Annotated in this window: 13 protein-coding genes; 10 read left to right on the top strand and 3 right to left on the bottom strand. The window is 64.4% G+C overall.

Annotated elements, in window-relative coordinates; genetic code table 11:
* Window positions 1–99: 99 nt before the first annotated feature.
* From QYE47_RS14990 to QYE47_RS14960, 7 genes are all read left to right on the top strand, one after another.
* The gene (locus tag QYE47_RS14990; RefSeq protein ID WP_014591452.1) at window positions 100–1,893 is read left to right on the top strand and encodes an ABC transporter ATP-binding protein; all 1,794 of its coding nucleotides are present in this window, start codon (window positions 100–102) and stop codon (window positions 1,891–1,893) included.
* On the top strand, window positions 1,887–3,644 hold the full coding sequence (locus QYE47_RS14985) for an ABC transporter ATP-binding protein (RefSeq protein ID WP_014591453.1): 1,758 nt from the start codon (window positions 1,887–1,889) through the stop codon (window positions 3,642–3,644). Before QYE47_RS14990 ends, QYE47_RS14985 begins: the two co-directional genes overlap by 7 nt.
* Window positions 3,644–4,585 (top strand): ABC transporter permease, encoded by a 942-nt coding sequence (locus QYE47_RS14980; protein WP_014591454.1) that lies wholly within the window; start codon window positions 3,644–3,646, stop codon window positions 4,583–4,585. Before QYE47_RS14985 ends, QYE47_RS14980 begins: the two co-directional genes overlap by 1 nt.
* On the top strand, window positions 4,582–5,523 hold the full coding sequence (locus tag QYE47_RS14975) for an iron chelate uptake ABC transporter family permease subunit (RefSeq protein WP_014591455.1): 942 nt from the start codon (window positions 4,582–4,584) through the stop codon (window positions 5,521–5,523). Before QYE47_RS14980 ends, QYE47_RS14975 begins: the two co-directional genes overlap by 4 nt.
* Window positions 5,520–6,296 (top strand): ABC transporter ATP-binding protein, encoded by a 777-nt coding sequence (locus tag QYE47_RS14970; protein ID WP_014591456.1) that lies wholly within the window; start codon window positions 5,520–5,522, stop codon window positions 6,294–6,296. Before QYE47_RS14975 ends, QYE47_RS14970 begins: the two co-directional genes overlap by 4 nt.
* Entirely contained in the window at window positions 6,293–7,282 is a 990-nt protein-coding gene (locus QYE47_RS14965) for a siderophore ABC transporter substrate-binding protein (RefSeq protein WP_014591457.1), read from the top strand. Before QYE47_RS14970 ends, QYE47_RS14965 begins: the two co-directional genes overlap by 4 nt.
* A 117-nt stretch (window positions 7,283–7,399) precedes the next feature.
* Window positions 7,400–9,637 carry a TonB-dependent siderophore receptor gene (locus tag QYE47_RS14960; RefSeq protein ID WP_014591458.1) on the top strand — a complete coding sequence of 746 codons (2,238 nt, stop codon included), beginning with the start codon at window positions 7,400–7,402 and terminating at the stop codon, window positions 9,635–9,637.
* Window positions 9,638–9,778: 141 nt separating this feature from the next.
* On the opposite strand, the gene QYE47_RS14955 is transcribed toward QYE47_RS14960, so the two are convergent.
* The 3 genes from QYE47_RS14955 to QYE47_RS14945 form a co-directional block, all read right to left on the bottom strand.
* The gene (locus QYE47_RS14955; RefSeq protein WP_014591459.1) at window positions 9,779–11,272 is read right to left on the bottom strand and encodes an aldehyde dehydrogenase; all 1,494 of its coding nucleotides are present in this window, start codon (window positions 11,270–11,272) and stop codon (window positions 9,779–9,781) included.
* Between the two features lie 197 nt (window positions 11,273–11,469).
* A complete protein-coding gene (locus QYE47_RS14950; protein ID WP_004575424.1) occupies window positions 11,470–12,852 on the bottom strand; it encodes an aspartate aminotransferase family protein in 1,383 nt (460 codons plus the stop codon).
* Window positions 12,853–12,894: 42 nt separating this feature from the next.
* Entirely contained in the window at window positions 12,895–13,737 is an 843-nt protein-coding gene (locus QYE47_RS14945) for a helix-turn-helix transcriptional regulator (RefSeq protein WP_014591460.1), read from the bottom strand.
* Window positions 13,738–14,019: 282 nt separating this feature from the next.
* Between QYE47_RS14945 and QYE47_RS14940 the strand changes: the two genes are divergently transcribed.
* The 3 genes from QYE47_RS14940 (at window position 14,020) to QYE47_RS14930 (ending at window position 18,669) form a co-directional block, all read left to right on the top strand.
* On the top strand, window positions 14,020–15,402 hold the full coding sequence (locus QYE47_RS14940; protein ID WP_014591461.1) for an APC family permease: 1,383 nt from the start codon (window positions 14,020–14,022) through the stop codon (window positions 15,400–15,402).
* 152 nt (window positions 15,403–15,554) lie between these two features.
* Window positions 15,555–17,135, top strand: coding sequence for an aldehyde dehydrogenase (NADP(+)) (locus tag QYE47_RS14935; protein ID WP_014591462.1), 1,581 nt, complete (start codon window positions 15,555–15,557; stop codon window positions 17,133–17,135).
* Between the two features lie 160 nt (window positions 17,136–17,295).
* Window positions 17,296–18,669 (top strand): 8-oxoguanine deaminase, encoded by a 1,374-nt coding sequence (locus tag QYE47_RS14930; protein ID WP_014591463.1) that lies wholly within the window; start codon window positions 17,296–17,298, stop codon window positions 18,667–18,669.
* Window positions 18,670–18,698: the final 29 nt, after the last annotated feature.

Below are 18,698 nucleotides of genomic sequence, written 5' to 3'. Positions count from 1 at the left end.
AGGCTTTGTGAAGACAGTCTTGTAGCTGCCTTGTCGGGTTTTCGCAAATTAGTTTATAGTCATGCAACTAATTAATTTGCAGCTTTCCAGGCCCGCTTCATGTCCGATTCATCAACGCCCCTTGACGATGCCGCCCCTTCAACAAACAAAGCCCGCAGCCCGCTCAGCCGTGTGCTTTCCCCCATTCGCGGGCGGCTGGCGCTGTCTGCGGTGCTGGCTGCGGCGGGTTCGATGCTGGCTTTGGTACCGCTGGCAGGCATTGCGCACATCGCACACCTGGCGTTGAGCGAAACCGCCACATCGGGCGCCATTGGCCGGGCCATCGCAGCCAGCATCGCCAGCCTGTTCACTGGCATGACCCTGATCACCGCAGCCGAAATGCTGGCGCACCAAGCCGACAACCACATCACCCATCACCTGCGCGTGGCGATCGGCCAGCGCCTGATGCAAGTGCCGCTCGGCTGGTTCAGCGAGCGGGCATCAAGCGAAGTGAAACGGGCCATGCAGGACGACATCGGCACACTGCACAGCCTGACCGCGCACTTTTTCACCACACTGGGCCGCGCCGTGGGCGCCGTGCTGATTTCCGTGGCCTACCTGTTCGCCATGGACTGGCGCCTTGCCGTGGTCGTGCTGCTGCCCTTCCCGGCGTTCTTCCTGTTTCTGCACCGTGCCATCAAGGCCAGCGCAGCGCATATGGGTGATGTGGTTGCGGGCATGGCGCGCATCGACAACGCGGTGGTCGAGTTCGTCAATGGCATGCCGCTGGTCAAAGCATTCGGCGGGCGCGGCAACGCGCAGGACCGCTACCGTGCAGCGGTCGATGCCTTTGCCAACACCTTCATCGGTTTCACCCGCCCACTGGTTGCGGCGATGGCACGGGCCAATGCCTTGATCGCGCCGGTGACGGTAGTGGGTGTGGTGCTGCTGGCAGGCATGGCGTTCGTGGCCCTGGGCTGGATAGAGCCGCTACAGATACTGCCCTTTGCCTTGGTCACACCTGGGTTGTGCGCGCCGCTACAGTTGTTGCACTACATCACCCACGACCTCAACAACGCGGTGGGGGCGGCCCAGCGGGTGCAGGTCCTGCTGGACACCCCGGTGTTGCCGGCCCCTGCGGTTGGCAGCCTGCCCAACGGCAGCGAACTGCGCGTGGAGCAACTGAGCCATGCCTACGCCCCCGGCAACAACGTGCTCGATGACGTCAGCTTCACCTTGGCCCCCGGCACCACGACCGCCATCGTCGGCCCCTCTGGCGCCGGCAAGTCGACCCTGGCGCGCCTGCTGCTACGGTTTTTCGACCCAGACGCCGGGCGCATCACCCTGGGTGGCGTCGACCTGCGGCAGATCGAGAGCCGCGAACTGTACCGACGCATAGGTTTCGTGCTGCAGGAGGTGCGGCTGATCCATGCAAGCGTGGCCGACAACATCGCCCTGGGCAAACCGGCTGCAACCCGCGAACAAGTCGAAGCGGCTGCGCGCCTGGCCAACATCCACACACGCATCCTGCAACTGCCGCGTGGCTATGACTCGGTGGTGGGCGAAGACGCGCAATTGTCCGGGGGCGAACAGCAGCGCCTGAGCATTGCTCGCGCCGTGCTGCTCGACCCGCCCGTGCTGGTACTGGACGAGGCCACCGCAGCCGCCGACGCCGAGAGCGAGGCGGCGATCCAGGATGCCCTGTCGCGTTTCGCCCGGGGTCGCACCCTACTGGTCATCGCCCACCGGCTGGACACGGTGATGCATGCCGACCAGATCCTGGTGCTGGACCAAGGCGCCCTGTGTGAACAAGGGCGTCACAGCGAATTGCTCACCCGCCAAGGCCTTTATGCACGGCTGTGGGCGCAGGGTGGTTATCAGGACACCGTGAAAAAGGCGCCGCCAGCATGCTGAAAACCTTCGTTCGACTGCTGGGCGAATGCGCCCCGGCCTGGCGCCGTTACCTGCTGATGACCGTACTGTACGGGGTATTCAGTGGCCTGACCATCAGTACCCTGGCGCCGCTCATGCTGCACCTGCTGAACAGCGAAATACACGCTGCCAGTGCCTGGTTGGCCGTGCTGGCCGTCGGCATGACGCTGTGCTGGGCCTGGCGACGCCAAGTGGAAAAGGCCGGCATAAGCTTGGCGGTAGCGGTGCTGCAAGGCGGCCGCCAGCACATTGGCGCCCAGGTAGCACAGCTGCCACTGGGTTGGTTCACCCCTGACAACACCGCGCGGCTCGGGCATGTGATCACCCAGGGCACGATGGCCGTGGCCCAACTGCCGGCCCATGTGCTCACGCCCTTGATCAGTGGCAGCGTCACGCCGCTGGTGCTGTTGGTAGCGCTGTTCATCCTGCACCCGCCGCTGGGGCTTGTCGCCCTGCTAGCGCTGCCGGCTCTGGCTGCAGTGCTGCTGTTCAGCGCACGCCTGGGGCGCCGGGCCGATCACGCCTTTCACCAGCACTTCGCCGCCGCCAGCCAGCGTATGGTGGAGTTCGCCCAGGCACAGTCGGTGCTGCGGGCCTTCAATGGGGAGGGTGGGGGCACACGGTTGCTGGCGCAAAGCCTGGAGCGCCAGCGCAGCAGCGGCATGGGCCTGATCATTCGTGCTTCGCTGTCAGCACTGCTCAACAGTTGGGCCGTGCAGGCAACATTTGCCGCGCTGTTGGTGGCCGCCGGCCTGTGGTTCGGCGATCAGGCGGGTGGCCAAGCGCAGGACGCAGTTGCGGTGATCGTGGCACTGGTGCTGGTGTGCCGCTTCATCGACCCGCTGCAGGACGTGGCCAGCCATGTCGAGATCCTGCGCGGGGCCCATGGCCAGCTGCAGGAAATCGAACGGATCCTGGCAGCCAAGCCGTTGCCAGAACCCGCCTCGCCCCACCGGCCGGTGGACGGCGCAATCAACCTGCAAGGGGTGAGCTTGCGCTACAATCCCACCGGGCCCGACGTGCTGCAAAACGTGAACCTGCACATCCCGGCAGGCAGCATGACCGCCGTCATCGGCGCCTCGGGCTCAGGCAAGACATCACTGATGCGCCTGATTGCACGGTTCTTCGATACCACCGAAGGCAGTGTGCGCATTGGCGGCGTCGACGTGCGGCAAATGGCCCGCGCCAGCCTGACCGACACAGTCAGCCAAGTACTGCAGGACACCTGGCTGTTCCAGGGCAGCATCGCCGACAACATCCGTATCGGCAAACCCGATGCCAGCGACGCCGAGGTACTGCAAGCGGCGCACATGGCCGGCTTGGGACACACCCTCGAACGGCTGCGCGGGGGCCTCGATACGTCCGTGGGCGAAGGTGGTGCGCAGCTTTCCGGTGGCGAACGCCAGCGTGTGACCATTGCCCGTGCGCTGATCAGGCAAGCACCAGTACTGCTGGTGGACGAAGCCACCGCCGCCCTTGATGCCGAGAACCAGGCCGTGATTGCCCAGACGCTACACAGCCTGCATGGGCGTTGCACCTTGGTGGTCATCGCACACCAGCTCAGCACCGTGGCCATGGCCGACCATATCGTGGTGCTGGACGCCGGGCAGGTTGTCGAGCAAGGCACACCGGCCACACTGCGCGCCAATGGCGGGCACTATGCACGCATGCTCGAACAGCGCCACGCCGCCAACGGCTGGCGCATCGGGGCACCGAGGGTGGAACACGACTGATGCGTGTTGCATGCCTCATCCTGTTCCTGGTGTTGTGCGCGGCCTCACTGGCTGTCGGCGTTCGTGAGCTGGCCTGGTCTCAGCTGCTTACCCTGCAAGGCGACGCCTGGTTGACCCTGACCGCAAGCCGCCTGCCACGGCTGGCCGCATTGATACTGGTGGGTGTCGGGCTGGCGGTATGCGGTGTGATCCTGCAGCAGATCGTGCGCAACCGTTTCGTTGAACCCGGCACCACCGGCGGGCTCGATGCCGCGCGCCTGGGCATCCTGCTGTCGCTGGGCCTGGCGCCCGCGGCCGGGGCACTGCCGCGCATGCTGTTCGCACTGGCCGTGTGCTTTGCCGCCAGCCTGCTGTTTGTCGCCCTCATCCGCCGCATACGCGCCCGCAACGCGGTGCTGGTGCCGGTCATCGGCCTGATGTACGGCGGCGTGCTGAGTGCGCTGGCCGAGTTCTACGCCTACCGCTTCAACCTGCTGCAAAGCATGCAGGGCTGGTTACTGGGTGATTTTTCCAAGGTGGTGCAGGGCCGCTACGAAATTCTCTACCTGATTGTACCGATCGTGTTGCTCACCTACCTGTACGCACAGCGCTTCACCGTGCTGGGCATGGGCGAAGGCATGGCCACCAGCCTGGGCCTGAACTACACCGCCAACGTGACGGTGGGCCTGCTGCTGGTAGCAGTGACGGTGTCGGCCAGCGTGATCATCGTCGGCGCCATCCCCTTCGTCGGCCTGGTGGTGCCCAACCTGGTCGCCCTGCGCCATGGCGACAACCTGCGCCGCACCCTGCCACTGGTGGCGCTGGGCGGTGCGGCCTTGCTGCTGGTCTGCGACCTGCTCGGGCGGTTGCTGATCTACCCGTTCGAAGTGCCCATCGGCCTGACTGCAGGCGGCCTGGGCGGGCTGATCTTCCTCGGGCTGATCATCTGGAGGCAGCGATGAAAGGCCGACACTGCTTGTGGCTGGCCGTGGTCGCTCTGGCCACGCTGTTCGTGTTCGTCAACGCCGGGGCGGATTTCGCCTACCTCATCCCCAAGCGCCTTGTGCGCCTGGCGGCCATGGTGATCGGTGGCGTGTGCGTGGCCTGCTCCGCCATCGCCTTCCAGACCCTTTCCGGCAATCGCATCCTCACCCCGGCGATCATGGGCTACGAAGCCGTGTACCTGCTGCTGCAGGCGCTGCTGGTGCTGGGCATGGGCGTGCAGGGGCTGATCGTGCTCGGCAGTGACGGCAATTTCCTGCTCTCGATGCTACTGATGCTCGGCTACTCCTGGGCCCTGCACCGCTGGCTGTTTCGTGACGGCAAAAACAACGTGTACTTCCTGCTGCTGGTCGGCCTGGTGCTGACCATGGTCATGGCCACGTTCACCCAGTTCGTCCAGCTGAAAGTCAGCCCCGGCGAGTTCTCGATGCTGCTGGGCTACACCCAGGCTTCGTTCAACCGGGCATCGCCACAGTTGCTGCTGTATTCGGCCGTGCTGGTGGCGGGCGTATGTGTGCTGCTGGCCCGGGCCGTACCGGTGCTGGACGTGCTGGCACTCGGGCGCGACCAGGCCATTTCACTGGGCGTGGACTACCGGCGCAACGTGCGCCTGCTGCTGGCGCTGATCGCAGCGTTGGTCGCGGTGTCGACCAGCCTGTTGGGGCCCACGGCATTCATGGGCGTGTTCGTCGCCAACATCACCTATGCGATGGCCGGCACCTTCCGCCACCGGGTCACCCTGGCCCTCGCCAGCGCCGTGGCCATTGCCGTGTTCATTGCCGCCCAGTTGCTGGTCGAGCATGTCTTCAACTACAGGACCACCGTCGGCATCCTCGTGAACCTGGTGTGTGGCACCTACTTCCTCGCCCTGATGGTGCGCAACCGGGGAGCCGCATGATTACTGTCCACGACCTGCATAAAACCTATGGCAGCAAAGAGGTGTTGAGCGGGGTAAGCGCCAGCTTCCCGCGCGGGCAGCTGACCTCGCTGATCGGCCCCAATGGCGCCGGCAAGACCACCCTGCTGATGATGCTGGCCCGGCTGCTGGCGCCTGCCAGCGGTGACATACGCCTGGACGGGCAAAGCATCGACAGCATCGCCATCGGCGACTATGCCCGGCGCGTGGCCACCCTGCGCCAGTCGGTCGACTTCAACCTGCGCCTGACCGTCGACGAACTGGTCGCGTTCGGCCGCTTCCCCTACAGCCGTGGTGCGCTCACCGCTGCAGACCGTCGGGCCATCGACCAGGCCATTGCCTTTCTGTCCCTGGAGCCGCTGCGCCAGGCCTACCTCGATGAACTCAGCGGCGGCCAGCGGCAAATGGCCTTTCTGGCCATGACCATCGCCCAACAGACCGACTATCTGCTGCTGGACGAGCCGTTGAACAACCTCGACATGCGCCACGCCGTGCAGATCATGCGCGCCCTGCGTCGGCTGTGCGACGAGTTCGGCCGCACGGTGATTTTGGTGGTGCACGACATCAACTTTGCAGCCGCCTACTCCGACTGCATCGTCGCCATGCAGGGTGGCCGTGTGCATTGCAGCGGCAGCGTCGAGCAGGTTGTGACCGAGCGACAGCTGCACGCGCTGTACGGGCTGGATTTCGACATCACCCACAGCGCGCGCGGCCGCCTGTGCAACTACTTCAACCCACCCGGAGAACAGCAATGAACCGCAACCACCCCGCCAACGGCTGGCCATTGGCGCTACTGCTAGCCGCCACCCTCGCCCTGCACGGCTGCAACGAGCCCACGGCAGCCACAGCGGCACCGGCGAACACAACGCGCCATGGCGACTACACGCCGTTAACCGTACAGCACAAACTGGGCACCACAGTGATCAGTCAACTGCCACAGCGCACGGTGGCTCTGGACATGAACGAAGTGGACTTCCTCGACCAGTTGGGCGTACCCGTGGCGGGCATGCCCAAGGACTTCGTGCCGGACTTTCTTGCACGCTATAAGGATGCCGGGCAAACAGCAGATGTCGGCTCGATCGTGCAGCCCAACCTGGAGCGGGTGCATGCGGCGCGGCCTGACCTGATCCTGATCACCTCGCTGCAGGCCAACCACTATGACGAACTGAGCGAAATGGCGCCGACCCTGCACTTCGATGTGGACTATCGCGACAGCGAAACCGGGCATGTCGCCATGGTCAGGCAGCACCTGCTCAGCCTTGGGCAGGTGTTCGGCAAGCAAGGCTTGGCCCAGCGCAAGGCTGACGCACTGGAGGCCAAGCTGGCCCAGGCGCGCAGCGTCACCCGCGACCGCCCGGAGCGGGCCCTGGTGGTGCTGCACAACAACGGCGCCTTCAGCGCCTTCGGCGTGCAGTCGCGCTACGGCTTCATCTTCAATGACCTGGGCGTCAAGCCGGCCACCACTACCCTGGATACCGGCCTACATGGCCAGCCGATTTCCAGTGAGTTCATCCAGCAGGCCAACCCCGACATCCTCTATGTGGTGGATCGCACCGCCGTCATGGAGCACCGCCCAATGATGACGGCAGACACCTTGGACAACCCCCTGCTGCGCCAGACCAACGCCTGGAAGCACGGCCGCGTGGTGTTCGTCGACCCGCAGGCCTGGTACGTCACGGCCGCCAGCCCGACCTCACTGGCCTTGATCGCGGATGACGTGATCAGGGGCTATCAGGACTAGGCACTGCCTTTTTGCAAATGCCTGTCACTGCGTTAGCGCGTGATTCTCATTTGCCTTACGTCTTCGCTTTTTAAATGCAAAAACACAACCCGCCATTTGTCCCTCTGGAGCCATCGCGTGTCCATCCGTACCTTGCACACACTCTCGTCCCCTACCTTGGCATTGCCTGCGCTGCCGCGCACCCCGCTGGCACATGCCGTATTCATTGGCCTGGCCCTTGGTAGCTGCACACTGGCGCCAATCGCCGCACACGCCGACGCAGCCCCCCCCCACGAGGCCGCTGAAGAAAAACCCGCCGCTCCGGAATTGCCCGCCACCCTGATCGACGCCCAAGCCAGCGCTGCCGATCCACTGCCACCGGTGTATGCCGGCGGCCAGGTGGCCACCGGCGGGCGGGTGGGCCTGCTGGGCAACAAAGACTTCATGGAAACGCCGTTCAGCACCGTCAGCTACACCGACACCTACATTCAGGATCTGCAGGCCCGGGACATCACCGACGTTATCGCCGCCACCGACCCGTCAGTGTTCAGCAACGGCCTGACCGGCACCTACAGCGAGAACTACTCAATCCGCGGCTTCCAGACCAGCGTCAGTGACATGACTATCGATGGCCTGTTCGGCATGGCCCCCTACTACCGCGCCTCACCCGAAATGTACGAACGCATCGAAGTACTCAAAGGCCCGTCGGCGCTGCTTAACGGCATGCCGCCCGGCGGTTCGGTGGGCGGTGTTGTCAACCTGATTCCCAAGCGCGCTGGCGACACGCCGCTGACCCGGCTGACCGCCACCTACGCTTCCGATGCCCAGCTTGGCGGCCATGTCGACGTTGGCCGGCGCTTCGGTGAGGGCAACCAGTTTGGCATGCGCTTCAACGGCATGTACCGCGACGGCGACACTGCCATCGACGATCAACGCCAGCGCAATGTGCTGTCTTCTCTGGCCCTGGACTGGCGTGGCGAACGTGGCAAGCTGTCGCTCGACCTGTTCGATACCGACGACCACATCAGCGGCCAGAACCGCGGCATGGGCCTGGCCGCTGGGGTGCCAGTCCCCAAACCGCCAAAAAACGACACACTGCTCAACCCCGACTGGGCTTATGTGGAAACCAAGGACAAGGGCGTCATCCTGCGCGGTGAGTACGAGCTGAACGACCAGTTGCTGGCCTATGGCGCGGTCGGCACCAGCAAGACGGACTATCGCTACAGCGGCGCACTCACAGCCACGGTGAACAACAGCGCCGGTGATTTCACCACCGCGATGGGCCAGTTGCAGATGGAGATCCACAAGACTTCTGCCGAGGTGGGGCTGCGTGGCCATTTCGACACCTTCGGCATCAACCACCAATGGTCGGTCAACGCCACCCAGTACAGCGACACGCAAAAGGACTTCGGCCGCCGCGCCGCCGGCTCGAACTGGACGACCAATATCTACAACCCTGTCTGGGGCCCGAAGGTATCGGAGGCCTGGCCACTGATTGCCCACACGGAAAACGACCTGAAAAGTTATGGCATCGCCGACACCCTGTCGGTGCTGGATGACAGGGTGCAACTGACCCTCGGCGTACGTCGCCAGGAAGTGGTCACCGACACTTACAACACCAATACCGGTGCCCGCAACAAACCAGGCTATGACACCCACGCCACCACCCCCGCCGGGGCCATCCTGTTCAAGCTGACCGATGAGCTGTCGCTGTACGCCAACTACATCGAAGGCCTGAGCAAAGGCGCGGCCGCACCGATCACCGCTGCCAACTATGGCGACGTGTTCGCGCCGTACAAATCAAAACAGAAGGAAATCGGCCTCAAGCTCGACCTGGGCACCTTCAGCCACACCTTGGCGCTGTATGAAATCAAGCGCCCGGGCAGCTACACCGACCCGGTCACCAACATCTTTTCGTTCGGTGGCGAGCAGCGTAATCGGGGCGTGGAATGGAGCTTCTTCGGTGCCCCTCTGCCCGACGTGCGCCTGATGGGGGGCGTGGCTTATGTCGACCCCAAGCTGACCAAGACCGCAGGCGGTGCCAACGATGGCAAGACCGCCACGGCCTACCCCAAGGTGCAGGGCAAGCTGGGCATGGAGTGGGACATCCCCGGCCTGGATGGGCTGACCCTGACCGGCAACGTGACCTCACAGTCCAAGCAATACATCAATGCCGAGAACAGCCTGTCGATTCCGGGTTACACGATCTTCGACGTTGGCGCCCGCTTTGTGACCCAGGTCGCCAACAAGCCGGTCACCTTGCGAGCGAACATCGCCAACCTGGGGGACAAGGACTACTGGGGTGTGCCACTGACCCAGACCCTGGGGTTGGGGGCGCCGCGGACCTATCAGCTTTCGGCTAGCGTGGACTTCTAACCGGGTCCCGCTGCGGCGCCAGATACGGCCTCTTCGCGGGCGCGCCCGCTCCCGCAGGTCCAGCACAACCCTCAGACTTGTGCTGAACCTGTGGGAGCGGGCATGCCCGCGAAGCAGACGACGCGGTCAATGATCAATACATCAGCCGCGCAACTGGTACCAGGTGGTCTTGAGTTGCGAATACTTGTCGAACGAATGCAGTGACAGATCGCGGCCAAACCCCGACTGCTTGCCCCCACCGAACGGCACCGTCACATCCAGCGCATCGACCGTGTTCACCGATACGGTACCGGCTTTCAACGCCCGCGCTACCCGGTGCACCTGGTTGAAGTCGTCGCTCCACACCGAGGCTGCCAGGCCATAGATGCTGTCGTTGGCCAGGCGCACGGCTTCTTCTTCCGTGTCGAAGGCGCTGACCGCCAGTACCGGGCCGAACACCTCCTCCCGCGCCAGGCCCATGCGGCCCTCGACACCGGCAAAAATGGTGGGCTCGATGTAGTTGTCCGACCCTTCGATGGTCAGGCGCCGACCGCCACACACCAACCGTGCGCCCTCTTGCCCGGCGCGCACGATGGCAGCCTCGATACGGCCGGTCTGCTCGGCATCGACAATGGCCCCGGCGCGGCTCGCCGGATCCAGCGGGTTACCGGGCAGCCACTGGCGAGCCTTGGCCTGCAGGCGCTCGATGAACTCATCGTGGATGGCACGCTGCACGTACAGCCGCGAGTTGGCCGAACACACCTCGCCCTGGTTGAAGAAAATGCCGAAGGCGGCCTTTTCCGCAGCCAGGTCCAGGTCCTGGCAGTTGTCGAACACCAGGTTTGGGCTCTTGCCGCCGCACTCCAGCCACACCTGCTTGAGGTTGGACTGCGCCGAGTACTGCATGAAGTACTTGCCCACCTGGGTGGAGCCGGTGAAGACCAGGCAGTCCACATCCGGGTGCAGGCCCAGCGCCTGCCCGGCCTGCTCGCCCAGGCCCGGCACCACGTTCAGTACGCCTTCCGGCAACCCTGCTTCCAGCGCCAGTTGGGCCAGGCGCAGGGCCGAAAACGGTGATTGCTCGGCGGGCTTGAGTACCACACTGTTACCGGCAGCCAGCGCCGGGGCCAGCTTCCAGGCGGCCATGTCGAGGGGAAAATTCCACGGCACCACAGCCGCGACCACACCCAGTGCTTCGCGGGTGATGGTGGCCAGCGCCGTGGGCGCCGTGGGCGCCACCTGGTCGTACAGCTTGTCCAGCGCTTCACCGTACCAGCCGAACACATGTGCCGAGCCCGGCACGTCTATGTTGTAGGCGTCCATCACCGGCTTGCCCATGTTCAGCGAGTCCAGCAACGCCAGTTCTTCACGATGGGCCATGATCAGCTCGGCCAGGCGCAGCAGCACTTTCTTGCGCTCGCCCGGCGCCATGCGCGGCCAGGGGCCTTGCTCGAAGGCTCGACGGGCGCTGGCGACGGCCAGGTCGACCTCGGCATGGCCGCAGGCGGCAACCTGTGCCATTACGTTGTTGGTGGCGGGGTTGATGGCTGCGAAGGTAGCGCCATCCTGTGCGTTGACGGGTTTGCCATTGATCAGCGCTTTGGATGGCAGGTACAGGTCCGAGGCGCGTTGTTGCCAGAATTCGAGGGTGTACATTTGTACTCCAGGCGACCGCGGTGGCGATCATTTTTTGCGGAAGTGACAGGTACCACACAGTCCGCAAGCGCGCCGCGCCTCCTCTGTGGGAGCGGGCGTGCCCGCGAATCAGGCGACACGGAGGATGGCACCGGCTTCGCCGGTGTTCGCGGGCATGCCCGCTCCCACAGGGGAAACCGGTTGCCCTTGGCAACGGCTTAGAGCTTGCCGACCAGCCGCGCCGTGCGGTCTACGGCTATCCGGGTCTTCTCCACCAGCTCATCCAGCTCGCTGTGGTTGGCGATCAAGGCCGGGGCCATGATCATCCGGCCCAGAGTCGAGCGAATGATCACCCCTTCCTCGAAACCAAAGGTGCGGCACTGCCAGGCCAGGTCGTTCTCGTTGGCAAAGCGCTTGCGCGTCGGCTTGTGCTCGGCGAACTGCAGCGCCGCCACCAGCCCGGCCCCTTGCACCTGACCGATCAATGGGTGGTCGGCAAACACTTCCCGCAGAATGCGCTGCAGGTACGGCCCCGTGTCGTCCTTCACCTGGCGCACGATGCCTTCGTCACGCAGCGCCTTCAGGTTGGCGATGGCCACTGCCGCCGCCACCGGGTGGCCGGAATAGGTCAGGCCGTGGGCAAATACCCCGCCGCGCTCCACCAACGCCTCGGCAATGCGCTTGCTCAGCACCAGGCCGCCCATGGGCACATAGCCGCTGGTCAGGCCCTTGGCAATCGACAGGGTGTCGGGCTCGAAGCCGAAGTATTCATGGGCGAACCATTCGCCGGTGCGGCCAAAGCCACCGATCACCTCATCGGCGCACAACAGCACGTCGTACTGGCGGCAGATACGCTGGATTTCCGGCCAGTAGCTTTCCGGCGGGAAGATCATGCCGCCTGCCCCCTGGAAGGGTTCGGCAATGAAGCCGGCAACGTTTTCGGCACCCAGTTCGAGGATCTTTTCCTCCAGCTGCAGGGCGCAGCGGCGGCCGAACTCGGCCGGGGTCAGTTCACCGCCCTCGGCGTACCAGTAGGGTTCGTCGATGTGTGCCACATCCGGAATCAACCCGCCCATGTCGTGCATGAACTTCATCCCGCCCAGCGCCGTGGCCGCCAGGGTCGAGCCGTGGTAGCCGTTCCAGCGGCCGATCATGACCTTCTTGCCTGGCTGGCCAACCACCTGCCAGTAGCGGCGCACGGTGCGGATCAGTACCTCGTTGGCCTCGGAGCCCGAGTTGGTGTAGATCGCGTGGCTGTAGTGCCCCGGCAGCAGGCTGAACAGCAACTCGGACAGTTCGATCACCGCCGGGTGGGTGGTGTGGAAGAACATGTTGTAGTAGGCCAGCTGATCCATCTGCGTAGCCGCGGCGGCCGTCAGGTCACGACGGCCATAACCGAGCTGGGTGCACCACAGGCCAGACATGCCATCCAGGTAGCGCTTGCCCTCGCTGTCCCACAGGTGCAGGCGTTCGCCCCCGACGATCACCCGCGGCCCTTCGGCGTTCAGCGCCTTCTGGTCGAGGAAGGCATGAATGTGGTGGGCGGCATCGGCTGCCTGGTAGTCACGGGTCTGGCGTTGCGGGGCGAAAGGCGCGTTCATTGTTGGTTTTCCTTTGCGGTGGGGTTGCAGGGCAGCTGGCGTTCAGCGCAGCTTGCCCATGTAGCTTTCCAGCGGGTCCTTGCCCAGCACGCCCTGGGCATTGGCCAGTGCATCGATGAACAGGGAGAACAGTTCGGACTGGGTGCCGATGTCGAGCTTGGCGTAGACGTTCTTGCGGTGCGACTTGATGGTGTCTTCCGACACCCCCAGCCGCTCGGCCAGCGACTTGGTCGAGTGGCCACGCAGGATCAACTGGGCGATACGGCATTCACGCTCGGTCAGCAGCGAGCTGCCAAAATTGTTCAGCGCGGCATGGATACGTTGCTCGAGGATGTTCTCGAAGCGCCCTGCGCGGCTGTCCAGCCCGGCAAAATGCTTGCCGAGTACCGCCAGTACCCAAGGCGTGATGAGCCCGAACAGCGTGCGGCTTTGCCCATCCAGCTTGTCGGTGAAAGCCAGCGACACCGCCAGGCTTTGCCCGGGCGCCACCTGCAGGATGTAATTGAGTTCATCCTCCAGGTGCGAGTGGCGGTAGAACGATTGGTAGTATTCGCTGACCTCGAAGTGATCGGGTGCCACTTCGAACAGGCCGTAGCAGCCGGATTCGACCTGTTCCACGCAAGCACCGTAGAACGGGTCGAGCAGGTAGAAGCCCGACAGGTAGCGGCTGACATTGCCCTCGGGTTGCCAGGGCGCCTTGTCATCCTGCTCGAACAGCGCACAGGGCATGCCGTCGTGCGGGTACAGGTAAACCGTGGTCGCCTGGATCGGCCGTATCACACCCAGTGCAGCAAACAGGCTGGCGGCAAAGCCCGGCCGGCCGATAGCCTCGGTGACCTTGGCCTGGTGCTCGAACCATTGAGCTGAAAGCAATTGATTGGTCACTGTAAGCCTGCCGTTTCTTCTCAGTGGCACCGCCGCCAGTGCGGTGCGTCGTTGAGCAGATACTCCCACGGCGCTGCAGGCACCGGAATCACCCTTTGGGGTGAGCCGGGCAAGGGCTGTGTCCGCTCACCCCAAAGGGTGATTCCGGGTGCCTGCAGGGTGTGGGAGCATCAACCCGCCCCAGCGCTGCGAGCTTTCCGCTCGACCTCCTTGCACTACACCTGACGGTCGCGAGCCTGCTCGCCTGCCGCGGTGTCCTGCATCCCTTTTCAGGAGTTAGCAATGCATACAACAACAAGTACAGCCCATAGCCCCGCCCCGCATGCAACCTCGCAACCCGGCACCAGCACCGGCCGCTTCCGCAAGTCCATGAGCATGACCGCCCTGGTGCTGTTTGGCCTGGCCTACATGGTGCCCCTGGCCGTATTCACCACCTACGGGCTGGTCACCCAGATGACCAAAGGGCACCTGCCCACCGCCTACCTGCTCACGCTCGCCGCCATGCTGCTGACCGCCTACAGTTACGGCCGCATGGTCCAGGCCCACCCCTACTCCGGCTCGGTCTACACCTACACGCGCAAGGCCTTCGGCAGCCATATCGGCTTCATCACCGGTTGGACACTGCTGCTCGACTACATCTTTCTGCCGCTGCTCAGCTACCTGCTGATCGGCATCTACATGTCGGAATACTTCCCGACCATCCATGCCTGGGTGTGGGTAGCGGGTTCCATTGCCCTGGTCACCTTCCTCAACCTGATCGGCATCGAGTCGATCACCCGGGTCAACTGGATCCTGGTGGTGGTGCAACTGGTGTTCATCATCGTCTTCGTCGCTTTGTCCATTCTCAAGCTCAGCGGACAGGCGGAGCCGGTGTCGCTGCTGGCCCCCTTGCACCACGATGGCTTCAGCGTGCCGTTGATCATGACCGGCGCCGCCGTGCTGTGCCTGTCGTTCCTCGGCTTCGATGCGGTGTCGACCATGGCTGAGGAAACCAGTAACCCGACCTACCGCATTCCCGTGGCGATTCTGGCGGTGTCGTTGATCGGCGGCCTGCTGTTTCTGGTGGTGTCTTATTGCGCACAGATGGTGTTCCCCGATTGGGGCAGCTTCGCCGATCCGGATTCGGCGTCGGTCGACGTGATGCGCCGGGTGGGCGGCGAGCTGCTGGTGACCGCCTTCACCGCGACCTACGTGGCCGGCTGCTTCGCCTCGGCCATGGTGTCCCAGGCCAGCGTGTCGCGCGTACTGTTCGCCATGGGCCGCGACGGCGCCTTGCCGCGGGCATTCGGCCAGCTGGTGACGAAAAAGCGCGTGCCGGCCACTGCCATCCTGGTGGTCAGCCTGCTGTCGCTGATCGCCCTGGTGATCACCCTGGATACCGTGGCGAACATGATCAGCTTTGGCGCACTGTTCGCCTTTTCGGCGGTGAACCTGGCGGTGGTCAAGCACTACCTGGTTGACCAGAAACTACGCGGTTACCGCAACTACCTGCTGTACGGCGCCATTCCCGGCCTGGGCTTTCTCAGCACGCTGTGGCTGTGGAGCAGCCTGACCAGCCTGTCGTTCGCCATCGGCCTGTGCTGGATGGGCCTGGGCCTGTTGGTGCTACTGGGGCTGACCCGGGCGTTGCGCGTGAAACTGCCAGAGTTGCAGATGGCCGAGTGAGCCCTGACGCCTTGCATGACCGCTCCGCAGGGCATCGCGAGAACCCGGGTGATAACGGCTCGTTATCACCCGATCCGTATTAATCATTATTCAGCCCCCCGTTCGCCCCCTACAGTCCTGACCAACGATTGTCATTGCCAACGGGAAACGAAATGTCCATCGAACACCGCCTGAACCACATCGCCGGCCAGCTCAGCGGCCACGGTGACGTGCTGCTGCACAGCCTCGACGCCCACACCGGTGAAACACTGCCATACGCCTTCCACCAGGCGACCGGCGACGAGGTGGAGGCCGCCGCGCAGGCCGCCGAGGTGGCCTACCCGAGCTACCGCAGCACCCTCCCCGACCAGCGCGCCGCCTTTCTCGACGCGATCGCCAGCGAACTGGACGCGTTGGGTGATGACTTCATCCAGGATGTGATGCGCGAAACCGCACTGCCTGAAGCACGCATCCGCGGCGAACGCAGCCGCACCAGCAACCAGCTGCGCCTGTTTGCCGAGGTGGTACGGCGTGGCGACTTTTACGCTGCACGCATCGACCGCGCCCTGCCCCAGCGCACCCCGCTGCCGCGCCCGGACCTGCGCCAGTACCGCATCGGCGTGGGCCCGGTGGCCGTGTTCGGCGCCAGCAACTTCCCTCTGGCCTTCTCCACCGCTGGCGGTGACACCGCTTCGGCGCTGGCCGCCGGCTGCCCGGTGGTGTTCAAGGCACACAGCGGACACATGCTCACTGCAGCCCATGTGGCCGCGGCCATCGACCGTGCAGTGACCGGCAGCGGCATGCCGGCAGGCGTTTTCAACATGATCTACGGTGCCGGTGTGGGCGAAGCGCTGGTCAAGCACCCAGCCATCCAGGCAGTCGGCTTTACCGGCTCGCTGCGAGGTGGCCGCGCCCTGTGCGACATGGCCGCAGCGCGCTCGCAGCCGATCCCCGTGTTCGCCGAAATGAGCAGTATCAACCCGGTGATCGTGCTGCCGCAGGCTCTGCAGGCTCGCGGTGAACAGGTGGCGACCGAGCTGGCCGCCTCGGTGGTGCTGGGCTGCGGGCAGTTCTGCACCAACCCGGGCCTGGTGGTGGGTATCCGCTCGCCACACTTCGAGCATTTCCTGCAAACGCTTGTGGCACGCATGGCAGACCAAGGCCCGCAGACCATGCTCAACGCTGGCACCCTGCGCAGCTACCAGAATGCTGTGCAGCACCTGCTGGCGCACCCGGATATCCAGCATCTGACAGGCCAACCGCAAACGGGTAACCAGGCTCAGCCGCAGTTGTTCAAGGCCGACGTGAGCCTGCTGCTCAATGGCGACCCGCTGTTGCAGGAAGAAGTGTTCGGCCCTTGCACCGTGGTGGTTGAAGTGGCCGATGCCCAGCAACTGGCCGAAGCATTGCGTCACCTGCAAGGTCAGCTGACTGCCACCCTGATCGCCGAAACTGACGACTTGCGCACCTTTGCCTCATTGGTGCCGTTGCTGGAACGCAAGGCCGGGCGCTTGCTGCTCAATGGCTACCCGACCGGCGTGGAGGTTTCCGATGCCATGGTGCATGGCGGGCCCTACCCGGCCACCTCCGACGCCCGCGGCACTTCGGTCGGCACCTTGGCCATCGACCGCTTCCTGCGCCCGGTGTGCTTCCAGAACTACCCGGACGCACTGCTGCCGGATGCGTTGAAAAACGCCAACCCGCTGGGGATTGCCCGATTGCTGGAGGGTGTGAGCAGCCGCGAGGCGGTGTGATCTTTCATGGCTGCAACCCGTGCCGGCCTCTTCGCGGCTCTAGCCGCCAAGAGGCCGGCACTGGCACTTCGAGCTGTATACAATCAGTAAAAAGCTTGCTTACAATACCGAGCGCCTATGACATCGGTAATCGCCGATGCGTATTGCGCAGGCTTGCACCATGTCATCTACAAACCCTGCAAAAACGCTCCTCGTCAAAAACGCCGCACTGCTGGTCACCATGGATGGCGAACGCCGCGAAATCAAGAACGGCGGCCTGTTCATCGAAGGCAACCTGATCAAGCAAGTCGGCCCCAGCGATACCCTCCCGCAGCACGCCGACGTGATTCTGGACATGGCCGGCAAGGTGGTCATCCCAGGCTTGGTCAATACCCACCACCACATGTACCAGAGCCTCACCCGCGTGGTACCGGCAGCTCAGGATGGCGAGCTGTTCAACTGGTTGACCAACCTGTACCCGATCTGGGCGCGCCTGACCCCCGAGATGATCGCGGTGTCGACCCAGACCGCCATGGCCGAGCTGATCCTGTCCGGCTGCACCACCTCCAGCGATCACCTGTATATCTACCCCAACGGCTGCAAGCTCGACGACAGCATCCACGCCGCTGCCGAGATCGGCATGCGCTTCCACGCCGCGCGCGGCAGCATGAGCGTGGGCCAGAGCCAAGGCGGCCTGCCACCTGACGCGGTGGTGGAAAAGGAAGCCGACATCCTCAAGGAATCGCAACGCCTGATCGAGGACTACCACGATGCCAGCCACGGCTCGATGCGCCGCATCGTGGTCGCGCCATGCTCGCCGTTCTCGGTCAGCCGCGACCTGATGCGCGAAGCTGCCGTGCTGGCGCGCCAGTATGGGGTGTCGCTGCACACCCACCTGGCCGAGAACGTCAACGACATCGCCTACAGCCGCGAGAAGTTCGGCATGACCCCTGCCGAGTACGCCGAAGACCTTGGCTGGGTCGGCCATGATGTATGGCATGCCCACTGCGTGCAGCTCGACCAGCACGGCATCGAGCTGTTCGCCCGCACCGGCACCGGCGTCGCCCACTGTCCATGCTCGAACATGCGGCTGGCCTCAGGCATCGCCCCGGTACGCAAGATGCGCGACCACGGCGTACCGGTAGGCCTGGGGGTCGATGGCTCTGCCTCCAACGACGGCGCCAGCATGATCGGTGAAGTGCGCCAGGCGCTGTTGCTGCAACGGGTGGGCTTCGGCCCTGACGCGATGACCGCACGCGAAGCACTGGAGATTGCCACCCTGGGTGGCGCGAAGGTGCTCAACCGCAATGATATCGGTGCCCTGGCCCCGGGCATGGTCGCCGATTTCGTCGCCTTCGACCTGGGCCATGTGGCGTATGCCGGCGGCCACCATGACCCATTGGCGGCACTGGTGTTCTGCACCCCGACCCAGGTGCATACCAGCGTGATCAACGGCCGCGTCGTGGTGAAAGACGGCCAGCTGGCCACCGTCGACTTGCCGCGTGTACTGGAACGCCACAACCAGCTGGCCCATCAGCTGGTCAGTGGCACTTGAGGCCTGGAATCAGCTCGGCATCGCCGGGT

Source organism: Pseudomonas sp. 2,4-D (assembly GCF_030418155.1).
GTDB lineage: Bacteria > Pseudomonadota > Gammaproteobacteria > Pseudomonadales > Pseudomonadaceae > Aquipseudomonas > Aquipseudomonas alloputida.
Note: the sequence above shows the minus strand (reverse complement) of the source record. Positions and strands in the feature narration are given on the sequence as shown.

What these genes read in the sequence shown, in the direction of transcription:
- QYE47_RS14985 (WP_014591453.1), top strand. Translation starts at nt 1,887, where the DNA reads ATGCTGAAAACCTTCGTTCGACTGCTGGGCGAATGCGCCCCGGCCTGG.
- QYE47_RS14970 (WP_014591456.1), top strand. Translation starts at nt 5,520, where the DNA reads ATGATTACTGTCCACGACCTGCATAAAACCTATGGCAGCAAAGAGGTG.
- QYE47_RS14950 (WP_004575424.1), bottom strand. Translation starts at nt 12,852, where the DNA reads ATGAACGCGCCTTTCGCCCCGCAACGCCAGACCCGTGACTACCAGGCA.
- QYE47_RS14990 (WP_014591452.1), top strand. Translation starts at nt 100, where the DNA reads ATGTCCGATTCATCAACGCCCCTTGACGATGCCGCCCCTTCAACAAAC.
- QYE47_RS14975 (WP_014591455.1), top strand. Translation starts at nt 4,582, where the DNA reads ATGAAAGGCCGACACTGCTTGTGGCTGGCCGTGGTCGCTCTGGCCACG.
- QYE47_RS14980 (WP_014591454.1), top strand. Translation starts at nt 3,644, where the DNA reads ATGCGTGTTGCATGCCTCATCCTGTTCCTGGTGTTGTGCGCGGCCTCA.
- QYE47_RS14935 (WP_014591462.1), top strand. Translation starts at nt 15,555, where the DNA reads ATGTCCATCGAACACCGCCTGAACCACATCGCCGGCCAGCTCAGCGGC.
- QYE47_RS14940 (WP_014591461.1), top strand. Translation starts at nt 14,020, where the DNA reads ATGCATACAACAACAAGTACAGCCCATAGCCCCGCCCCGCATGCAACC.
- QYE47_RS14955 (WP_014591459.1), bottom strand. Translation starts at nt 11,272, where the DNA reads ATGTACACCCTCGAATTCTGGCAACAACGCGCCTCGGACCTGTACCTG.
- QYE47_RS14930 (WP_014591463.1), top strand. Translation starts at nt 17,296, where the DNA reads ATGTCATCTACAAACCCTGCAAAAACGCTCCTCGTCAAAAACGCCGCA.
- QYE47_RS14965 (WP_014591457.1), top strand. Translation starts at nt 6,293, where the DNA reads ATGAACCGCAACCACCCCGCCAACGGCTGGCCATTGGCGCTACTGCTA.